The following is a 9,671-nucleotide window of genomic DNA, read 5'->3' as shown; positions in this document are numbered from 1 at the left end:
GACGCAACCATGCCATCCCCAGCCAGGAACCGATGCCCAGCATCACGACCTCGGGCAGGCCCAGCCGCGTCGCTGGCTCGTCGACGACCAGCAGATAGCGGCACGCCAACGCCAGTTCGAGACCGCCACCCAGGCAATGGCCGCGCACCAGCGCCAGCGTCGGATAGCTGACTGCTGCCAGGCGATTGAAGAGCTGCCAGCCGCGCTCAACCAGCGCGATGCCTTTTGCGGGCGTGTCGAGCTGGGTGAACTCCTGAATGTCCGCACCGGCGATAAAGCCTGCCGACTTTCCGGAACGGAAAATCAGCCCTTTCGGTGGCTCGCTGTCGAAGCGAGCGAGAATCGATGCCAGTTCGTCCATCACCTCGCTGGACAGTGAATTCGTCGTCTCGCCGACTCTGTCCAATGTCGCCCAGGCCAGCCCTGCACCATCCACCTCGAGCTGCCAGTTGCGGTAAGCATTGCTTTCGATATTCATGCCTTGTCCTCATGTTTGCCAGTGACTGCCATCAGCCGATGCTCTCAACGAGCATCGCACCGCCCTGGCCACCGCCGATGCAGATCGCTGCGACGCCGCGCCTGGCCTTGGCTGCGCGCAAGGCATGCAGCAGGTGCAGAACGATACGCGCACCCGACGCGCCGACCGGATGACCGACGGCGACCGCACCGCCATCGACATTGAGACGCGCCCGCGGCAGCGAGCCAAAGGCCGCCGGCAAGTCCAGCTGCTCACGGCAGTACTCGTCCGATTCCCAGGCAGCCAGGCAGCCAAGCACCTGCGCGGCGAAGGCTTCGTTGATTTCCCAGAGATCGACGTCATCGAGCGCCAGTCCGTTGCGCTGCAGGATCGGCGTCGCCGCGTGTACCGGACCAAGGCCCATCTGCGCCGGGTCGAGAGCAGCCCATTGGCTATCCGTGATTCTGCCGAGCGGCTCGAGCCCCCACTTGTCGATGGCGGCCTGGGAGGCGAGGATCAGCCAGGCGGCACCGTCGCTGATTTGCGAGCTGTTGCCCGGCGTGACGCGGCCGTAACGACGATCGAAAAACGGCTTCAGCTTGCTCAGAGCAGCGAGGTTCGAATCGGCACGCACACCATCGTCTTCGCCATAGACCGTGCCTTGAGTGTCAAGCAGCGGAACGATCTCGCCAAGGTGTCCGGCGGCACGGGCGGCAACGGCTCGCTGGTGGCTACCAACGCTGAATTGATCCATGTCGTGACGCGAAATCCCGAAGCGCCAGGCAAGATTTTCCGCCGTCTGCCCCATCAGCAGACCAATGTTCGGGTCGGTCAAACCTTTCAGCAGAGCGATCACCGGCGACAGCAGTTGTGCCGGACGCAGCTTGGCGAACACAGCGGCCTTCTCGCTGAGCGTCCTCGCCTGCATCATCTGCGCGAACCAGCGCACCATCGCTTCCGAGTAAAGCAGCGCTGCGTGCGACAGGGCATCGACACCACCGGCCAGGACCAGTTGCGAGCGTCCGTTCTGGATATTGGCGATTGCCGAATCGAGCGCCTGCATGCCGCTGGCGCAGTTACGCATCACCGTCCACGCCGGCACCTTGTGACCGCAACCCAGGCGCAGGGCGACAACACGGCCGATGTTCACTTCATCCGGCGAAGGACTGGCGCAACCGAGAATCACCTCGTCGAAATCGCTGGCCGCGAAGGACTGGCGAATCAGCAGCGCGCGGCCGGCCTGTACCGCCAGATCGCTGGCCGAAAATGGCCCGGGCGCGTTGCGCCCCTTGAGGAACGGCGTTCTCGCACCGTCCACCACATACACTGGCTGGAATCCCATTCTGTCTCCCGAGTTAATTCTCGCTGCAAATCAAGGACAGAGGCATGGCGCAAGCGCCGTACCTCCGCATACCGCCTCGATCACCTCTACGCTGCCGCCTTGTGAAGCAGGGCTTGTGCGCGCGAACGGCCCAGATCGTATGGAAAATCGTCGACATGGATGACGATGTCGCGCAGTTCGTTGCGCCGCTTGAGTACTGCGTACTCGGCGGTGGTAACGATGCCGGCGGCGAAAGCTGCATGTACCAGATCGCGAACGTTGGCGTCCGGGTTGTCGGCCAACGCGCCGGCCTTTTCCGCCGCCCGAATCCTGGCCTCGATCGGCTCCGCCTCGATCGTCGCCAGCAGGGCCAGTTCGACCGCACCGACCGGTTCGCTAGCCACTTTCGGCAGATAGGTTTCCGCCGTCAGTCGATCGCGCGAAGCAGACGGCTCGATCATCAGCTTGGCCACCTGGTGCCCAATCCTGTCCGACGGCACATCGTAAGGATGACCGAGCGGGAAAACGATGCGATACAGCATGCGCCCGATCCAGCGCACGGGGAAGTTGGCAATCACGCCGTCAAAAGCCATCTGCGCCTTGTACATGGTGTCCCACATAGCCCAGTGCATCAGCGGTGCATCGGCCTGCTGACGGCCTTCCGACTCGTAACGCTTGAGCGTCGCCGAGCACAGATAGAGCATCGACAAAATGTCGCCCAGACGCGCAGAGAGCTTTTCGCGCCGCTTCAGTTCGCCACCAAGGACCAGCATCGAGATGTCGGCGAGGAAAGCGAAAGCCGAAGAGAAGCGTGTCAGTTGCTGGTAGTAGCGCCTGGTCTCCGGCGCCACATTGGCCGGCACCGAAACAAAATGGGAGCCAGTCAGGCCCTTCCCGAGCGCCCCGAAGGCGTGCTTGACGGTATAGGCAGCATGACCAAAGAAGGCTTCGTCGAAGTCAAGCAAGCCCTGCTTGGCATCCGGGTTGTAGGCCGCCTTCATTTCCTTGAGCACGTAGGGATGGCAGCGGATAGCGCCCTGGCCAAAGAGGATCATGCTGCGCGTCAGGATGTTCGCGCCTTCGACGGTGATACCGATCGGCAACTGCTGATAGGCTCGACCGATGAAGTTTGACGGGCCCAGGCAGATCCCCTTGCCGCCGACAATGTCCATGCCGTCATTGACCACCTGGCGAGCACGCTCGGTGACATGATATTTGGCGATCGCCGAAACCACCGATGGCCTCTCACCGAGATCGATGGCGCCGGCAGTCATCTTGCGGACGGCGTCCATCATGTAGGTGTACGCACCAATGCGGGTGAGCGGCTCTTCGACGCCCTCGAAGCGCCCGATAGCCATCTTGAACTGGCTGCGAACGCGGGCGTAGCCGCCGACCGTGCGGGCCGTAAGCTGGGCCATACCGGCATTCGACGAAGGCAGCGAGATCGAGCGACCTGCGGCCAGACACTCCATCAGCATCCGCCAGCCCTGCCCGACCATGCCCGGACCGCCGATCACGTAGTCCAAAGGCATGAACACGTCCTTGCCACGCGTCGGACCGTTCATGAACATCGCATTCAGCGGCACGTGGCGGCGACCGATATCGGCACCCGGCGTGTCGCGCGGCACCAGCGCGCAGGTAATACCGATATGCTTCTTGTCACCAAGCAGCCCAGCGGGGTCATAGAGGTGAAACGCCAGGCCGAGGAGGGTGCATACCGGGCCCAGCGTGATGTAACGCTTGTCCCAGGTCACCCGCATGCCGACCACTTCCTGGCCTTTCCAGAGCCCCTTGCAGACGATGCCGACGTCGGGAATCGAGCCGGCGTCGGAACCCGCCCACGGACTGGTGAGGGCGAAAGCCGGCACTTCGAGGCCCTTGGCCAGGCGTGGCAGGTAGTGATTCTTCTGCGTGTCAGTACCGTAGTGCAGAAGGAGTTCGGCGGGGCCAAGCGAGTTCGGCACCATCACCGACACCGACAAGGACGAGCTACGCGTCGACAATTTGGTGACAATCTGTGAATGTGCGAACGCCGAGAACTCCAGGCCACCGTATTTCTTCGGAATGATCATCCCGAGAAAGCCCTTGCTCTTGATGTATTGCCACGCTTCCGGCGTCATGTCGAAGTCTTCGCTGGTGACCTTCCAGTCATCGACCAGCGCGCAGGCTTCTTCGACTTCATGGTCCATGAAGGACTGCTCTTCAGCGCTGAGTTTTGGTACCGGATAGGCGAGCAGCTGGTTCCAGTCGGGATTGCCGCGGAACAGTTCGCCGTCCCACCAGACCGTCCCGGCTTCGAGCGCTTCGCGCTCGGTGTCCGACATCTGCGGCAGAATGCGTTTGTAGGTCGCGAAAACACGACGGCTTATCAGCGACTGCCGCCAGGGGCGAACGCTGATCAGTATGGCAATGCTCAGCAGAGTGATGCCGATGAGCACCAAGATGATCGTCGTGATCATGGCTGTTTCTCCAGTAAGTGATTCGAGGTTTGCGGCTCCGTGTCGCCCGCGCTGGGCGAATCGGGCGAAGCGGGCGAAGCGGTCAGTGACTGCAGACCTGACGGCAGCGGGGCGCGCAGGCCACCGAGCAGAAACGGCATCAAGCGCTGCGCAAGCCGCTTGGCGAGAGCGCTATCGTCGACACTGTCAGCAGCGCCCTCACCGGCCCAATCGCCCAACTCACAGCCGGTAAGCACTCGCAGAACGTCCGTGCCGGCAATCGCGTAGGACATGGCACCAAGCATGAAATGCAGGCGCCAGACGAGTTCGGCTTGCGGAACGTCGGGCAAGGCGCTGAACAGCGCCTGCTTGTAGCGGTCGATTACTTCCGCATACTCGCTGGCAAAAAAAAGTCCGGATGAACTCCGCCGGTTGGGTCAAGGTGCGACCGAGCAGGCGCAGGAAAGTCATGCCGCCAAGAGAGGAGTCCTCACCGATGCGCAAGAGCGTGCCAAAAAAGGCTTCGAGGATCTGCGAAGGCTTCAGCGGCGCGCCAGCCGCCTCCGCTTCGAGTAAGTCGAGCGCGTGCAGTCGCTCGCGATTCAGCCAGCTGAGCCGGCGCCGGAAAACCTCGCGCAGCAGCGCCTCCTTGGAACCGAAATGGTAATTCACAGCCGCCAGATTGACCTCAGCACCGCTGGTGATCACGCGCATTGACGTCCCTTCATAACCGTTCGTCATGAACAGCAGCTCGGCGACATCCAGGATGCGTTCGCGAGTATCGTGATTGGTCTTTTGATCGGCCATGAGATCGATGGTCCAAAAATGTTCAGGCTGGAGTAGTTCGATGAACCGCTAGGAGCGAAGCTGAAGAGCGCGCCCAAGCTTCGTTCAAACGTTCGTTTGAATACTAGGGTCGGCTGCTGGCAAATGCAAGGCTTTTTTGCATCTTTCTGTACCGGCCTCGCGGCCCTGCGCCGTCACAACAGGCATACTGCAGCGCTGGTCCACCACCACCTCATCACTCACATGCGCCGCTCTACCACGTCCACCGCCGCTCTCGATCGCCCAGCAGCCGCCGACGCCCACCTCTGGCTAACGCTGAAAAAGCTCGTTCCGTATCTGTGGCAGTACAAGTGGCGGGTCCTGTTGGCGCTGTCCTGCCTGTTCACTGCCAAGCTGGCCAACGTTGCCGTGCCCCTGGTTTTCAAGGACATGATCGACGCCCTGAGCAGCGAGCAGCAGGTGCTGGTTCTGCCAGCCCTGCTGCTCGCCTTGTACGGCGCGCTACGTTTTTTCGAGCACCCTGTTTACGGAGTTGCGCGAAATCCTCTTTGCGCGCGTCACACAACGCGCCGTGCGGCGCATCGCGGTGGAAGTCTTTCGCCACCTGCACGAACTGTCACTTCGCTTTCACCTGCATCGCGAAACCGGTGGGGTGTCACGCGATATCGAGCGCGGCAGCCGCTCGATTTCCAATCTGATCAGCTATGCGCTCTATTCGATCCTCCCCACCCTGGTCGAAATCGGCCTCGTCCTGGCCATCCTCTTTGCCCGCTACGACAGCGTCTTCGTCCTCATCACCCTGGCTTCGCTGGGCGCCTACGTGGTGTTCACGGTCAAGGTGAGCAACTGGCGAATCGCCATCAGACGGAAAGTCAACGAGACCGACTCGGCCGCCAATACGCGCGCCATCGATAGCCTGATCAACTACGAGACAGTCAAATATTTCAACAACGAGGAATATGAAGCGCAACGCTACGACCAACAACTGGGCGACTGGGAAGACGCCACGACGAGAAGCCGAATCTCGCTGTCCTGGCTGAACCTTGGTCAGCAGGTCAGTATCGCTTTGGGGGTGACGGCAATGATGTGGCGAGCTGCCGCTGGCGTCGTTGATGGCACGATGACCATTGGTGACCTGGTACTGGTCAATGCCTTCCTGATTCAGCTCTACATGCCACTCAACTTCCTCGGCGTCGTCTACCGGGAAATTCGACAGTCGCTGACCGACATCGAGCGCATGTTCGGTCTGCTCGCGGTCAACCGCGAAATCGCCGACGCAACCTCCGCCACCGTACTGCCGCCCGGCCCCGTGCAGGTCCGTTTCTGCGCAGTCGACTTCTTCTACGAAGCGAACCGCCAGATTCTGCACAGCGTCGACTTCACTATCCCTGCCGGCCACACGGTCGCCGTGGTCGGCGAGTCGGGCTCCGGCAAATCAACCCTGGCGCGCCTTCTGTATCGCTTCTACGATGTCAGCGGCGGCCAGATCCGCGCCAACGGGAGCGATTTACGACAGCTGACCCAAGCCAGTCTGCGCGCCGCGATCGGCATCGTTCCGCAGGATACCGTGCTCTTCAACAACAGCATCTACTACAACATTCAGTACGGTCGCCCGGACGCCAGCCACGACGAAGTCTTGGCTGCTGCGGCAGCGGCTCAGCTAGCGCGTTTCATCGAGCAGCTCCCTGATGGCTACGAAACGCGCGTCGGCGAGCGCGGCCTGAAACTCTCCGGGGGTGAAAAGCAGCGCGTGGCGATCGCTCGCGCGCTGCTCAAGAACCCGCCGGTACTGATCTTCGATGAAGCCACCTCGGCCCTGGACTCAAAAACCGAAAAAGCGATCCAGGCCAGCCTTGACAACGCGGCCCGCGGGCGGACCACGCTGGTCATCGCCCACCGCCTATCGACGATCATGAATGCGGACCAGATCCTGGTCATGGACGCTGGACGCATCGTCGAGCGCGGTTCGCACCCGCAGCTGTTGCAGGCCAGAGGCCTCTACGCGCAGATGTGGGAGCTGCAGCAGCAGGAGGAGACGGCGCCAAAGGCGGCGTCGGCGACCGTCGTCCCGGTCGGGCGCAGCGCCATCCGCTAACCAAAAGCCGCTAACATCACACACAAAAAAACCAGGCCAGGCCTGGTTTTTTTATCCGCGGAGGCTTACGCCAGCTTGTGAGCCCCAGCTTTTACTCGGCAGCGCCCGTAGCAGCCTCGCCTTCGGGCCGGTCCAGCAATTCGACCAGAGCCATCGGGGCGTTATCACCGACACGGAAACCACACTTGAGAATCCGCAGATAGCCGCCATTACGCGTCGCGAAACGCGGTCCAAGCTCATCAAACACTTTGACGACCATGTCACGGTCGCGTAGGCGGTCAAACGCCAGGCGCCGATTGGCAAGGCTCGGCTTCTTGCCAAGCGTGATGATCGGCTCGACAACCCGGCGAAGTTCCTTTGCCTTGGGCAAAGTCGTCTTGATGACCTCTTCACGCAGCAGAGATACAGTCATATTGCGCAACATCGCCAGCCGATGGGCGCTGGTACGATTCAGTTTGCGAAGACCCAAACGGTGACGCATATCAATTCCTTCCTGTTCTTGTCCGGCGACTTATTTGTCGAGCCCGGCCGGCGGCCAGTTCTCAAGCTTCATGCCAAGCGTCAGGCCGCGCGCGGCCAACACTTCCTTGATTTCGTTAAGCGACTTACGCCCGAGATTAGGCGTCTTCAGCAGTTCGTTCTCGGTCCGCTGAATCAGATCACCAATGTAGTAGATGTTTTCCGCTTTCAGACAATTCGCCGACCGCACGGTCAGCTCAAGATCGTCCACCGGGCGCAACAGGAGCGGGTCCACCTGCACCGTCTTCTGATATTCGACGGGCAACGCCGTTCCAGCAAGATCGGCAAACACCGAAAGTTGTTCCATCAAAATACGAGCCGCGGTGCGAATCGCCTCTTCCGGTTCAATCGCTCCGTTGGTCTCGATTTCCATGATCAGCTTGTCAAGGTCGGTGCGTTGCTCGACGCGAGCGCTCTCAACGTTATAGCTGACCCGACGAACCGGGCTGAATGACGCGTCGAGAACCAGTTTGCCGATGCTCTTCCCGCCGTCGCCCAGGTCGCGAACATTGCCCGCCACATAACCAAGCGACTTTTCAACCTTCATTTCCATGGCCAGCTTGCCACCGGCTGAAAGGTGGGCAATCACGTGTTCCGGGTTGATTATCTCGACATCGTGAGAAACCTCGATATCGGCCGCACGAACCACACCCTTGCCTTCCTTGGCGAGACGAACAACCACCTCCTCGCGGTTGTGCAACTTGAAGACCACGCCCTTGAGGTTGAGCAAAATATCGACGACATCCTCCTGAACGCCGTCAATTGACGAGTACTCGTGGAGGACTCCGTCTATGCTTACCTCGGTCAGCGCGTAGCCGGGCATCGAAGAGAGCAGAATCCGCCGCAGGGCATTGCCCAGAGTATGCCCGTAACCGCGTTCAAACGGCTCCATGACCACCCGAGCATGCACCGGCGACAAGCTCTGCACATCGATAATGCGCGGTTTAAATAGTCCACTGCTTTGCATGTACTGTCCTTTGCCTGATACCGTCAAGCCTGCCTAGCCACTACTACTTCGAGTAGAGCTCGATGACCAGACTCTCGTTGATCGTCGGCGGCAGTTCACTCCGTTCCGGATGCGCCTTATAGGTGCCTTTCAGCGTCTTTGCGTCCACTTCTACCCACGCCGGAAAACCCCGCGATTCGGCAGCGGCAGCTGAAGCCTTGACACGAAGCTGCGCCTTGGCCTTCTCGCAAACCTCGATGACATCGCCTGGACGCACCTGGTAAGACGGAATGTTGACCCGACGGCCGTTCACCAGCATGCCGTTGTGCCTGACCAACTGGCGGGACTCCGAGCGCGATGCCGCGAAGCCCATGCGATGGACGACGTTGTCAAGGCGAGCTTCCAGCAACTGCAGCAGCACCTCCCCGGTCACCCCTTTGCGACGGTCCGCTTCTTTGTAGACCTTACGGAACTGTCCCTCTAGGACACCGTAGATACGCCGGATTTTCTGCTTTTCGCGCAGGTGTACACCGTAGTCGGACAGACGCTGTCCCGACTTCTGGCCGTGTTGTCCCGGTGCATACGAGCGACGCTCGATGGCGCATTTGTCGGTAAAACACTTTTCGCCCTTCAGGAACAGCTTCTCGCCTTCGCGGCGGCACTGACGGCACTTCGGATCTAGGTTGCGAGCCACTCTATCTTCTCCTTAAATCCGACGCTTCTTCGGCGGACGGCAGCCGTTGTGCGGGATCGGCGTCACATCGGTAATCGCCGTAATCTTCATGCCAAGCGCGTTGAGTGCACGCACCGAAGACTCGCGTCCCGGGCCAGGGCCCTTGATGCGCACTTCGAGGTTTTTGACGCCACACTCGACAGCCACTTTGCCGGCCGCTTCAGCAGCCACCTGCGCCGCAAACGGAGTGCTCTTACGTGAGCCCTTGAAACCGGCGCCGCCCGAGGTAGCCCACGACAGGGCGTTACCCTGACGATCGGTAATGGTAATAATGGTATTGTTGAACGATGCGTGAATATGGGCGACGCCCTCAGCTACGTTCTTCTTTACCTTGACTTTTTTGCGAACTTTTCCAGCGGTCTTGGCCATGGTCAGA

7 protein-coding genes and 2 pseudogenes are annotated in these 9,671 nt (G+C 60.7%); 1 reads left to right on the top strand and 8 read right to left on the bottom strand.

Annotated features, from left to right (window positions below; translation table 11 throughout):
• The 4 genes and pseudogenes from E4Q23_RS10265 to E4Q23_RS10250 form a co-directional block, all read right to left on the bottom strand.
• Positions 1-478 (bottom strand): enoyl-CoA hydratase-related protein (locus E4Q23_RS10265; RefSeq protein WP_211203709.1); only part of this gene is annotated, 478 nt, incomplete at its 3' end.
• Between the two features lie 31 nt (positions 479-509).
• Positions 510-1,799, bottom strand: coding sequence for an acetyl-CoA C-acetyltransferase (locus E4Q23_RS10260; protein WP_169066535.1), 1,290 nt, complete (start codon positions 1,797-1,799; stop codon positions 510-512).
• 86 nt (positions 1,800-1,885) lie between these two features.
• Complete coding sequence (locus tag E4Q23_RS10255) at positions 1,886-4,237, bottom strand: acyl-CoA dehydrogenase (RefSeq protein ID WP_211203708.1); 2,352 nt, start codon at positions 4,235-4,237, stop codon at positions 1,886-1,888.
• Positions 4,234-5,023 (bottom strand): annotated as a pseudogene (locus E4Q23_RS10250) (TetR/AcrR family transcriptional regulator). Before E4Q23_RS10250 ends, E4Q23_RS10255 begins: the two are co-directional and overlap by 4 nt.
• A gap of 222 nt (positions 5,024-5,245) precedes the next feature.
• On the opposite strand from E4Q23_RS10250, the pseudogene E4Q23_RS10245 reads away from it, so the two are divergent.
• Positions 5,246-7,097 (top strand): annotated as a pseudogene (locus tag E4Q23_RS10245) (ABCB family ABC transporter ATP-binding protein/permease).
• A 91-nt stretch (positions 7,098-7,188) separates the two neighbouring features.
• On the opposite strand, the gene rplQ reads toward E4Q23_RS10245, so the two are convergent.
• Genes rplQ through rpsK form a run of 4 tightly spaced genes read right to left on the bottom strand, consistent with a single transcriptional unit; the run spans position 7,189 to position 9,664 of the window.
• Complete coding sequence (gene rplQ, locus E4Q23_RS10240) at positions 7,189-7,578, bottom strand: 50S ribosomal protein L17 (RefSeq protein WP_169066534.1); 390 nt, start codon at positions 7,576-7,578, stop codon at positions 7,189-7,191.
• 30 nt (positions 7,579-7,608) lie between these two features.
• Positions 7,609-8,583: a DNA-directed RNA polymerase subunit alpha gene (locus E4Q23_RS10235; protein ID WP_169066533.1), complete on the bottom strand. Its 975-nt coding sequence runs from the start codon at positions 8,581-8,583 to the stop codon at positions 7,609-7,611.
• Positions 8,584-8,626: 43 nt separating this feature from the next.
• Entirely contained in the window at positions 8,627-9,256 is a 630-nt protein-coding gene (gene rpsD / locus E4Q23_RS10230; RefSeq protein ID WP_169066532.1) for a 30S ribosomal protein S4, read from the bottom strand.
• A 12-nt stretch (positions 9,257-9,268) separates the two neighbouring features.
• Positions 9,269-9,664 carry a 30S ribosomal protein S11 gene (gene rpsK, locus E4Q23_RS10225; protein ID WP_043563774.1) on the bottom strand — a complete coding sequence of 132 codons (396 nt, stop codon included), beginning with the start codon at positions 9,662-9,664 and terminating at the stop codon, positions 9,269-9,271.
• Between the last annotated feature and the right edge of the window lie 7 nt (positions 9,665-9,671).

Source organism: Candidatus Accumulibacter phosphatis (assembly GCF_012939955.1).
In the GTDB taxonomy this organism is placed as follows: domain Bacteria; phylum Pseudomonadota; class Gammaproteobacteria; order Burkholderiales; family Rhodocyclaceae; genus Accumulibacter; species Accumulibacter delftensis.
Note: the sequence above shows the minus strand (reverse complement) of the source record. Positions and strands in the feature narration are given on the sequence as shown.

Coding starts and splice junctions, on each gene's coding strand:
- rplQ (WP_169066534.1), bottom strand. CDS start 7,578: ATGCGTCACCGTTTGGGTCTTCGCAAACTGAATCGTACCAGCGCCCAT.
- E4Q23_RS10255 (WP_211203708.1), bottom strand. CDS start 4,237: ATGATCACGACGATCATCTTGGTGCTCATCGGCATCACTCTGCTGAGC.
- rpsK (WP_043563774.1), bottom strand. CDS start 9,664: ATGGCCAAGACCGCTGGAAAAGTTCGCAAAAAAGTCAAGGTAAAGAAG.
- E4Q23_RS10235 (WP_169066533.1), bottom strand. CDS start 8,583: ATGCAAAGCAGTGGACTATTTAAACCGCGCATTATCGATGTGCAGAGC.
- E4Q23_RS10260 (WP_169066535.1), bottom strand. CDS start 1,799: ATGGGATTCCAGCCAGTGTATGTGGTGGACGGTGCGAGAACGCCGTTC.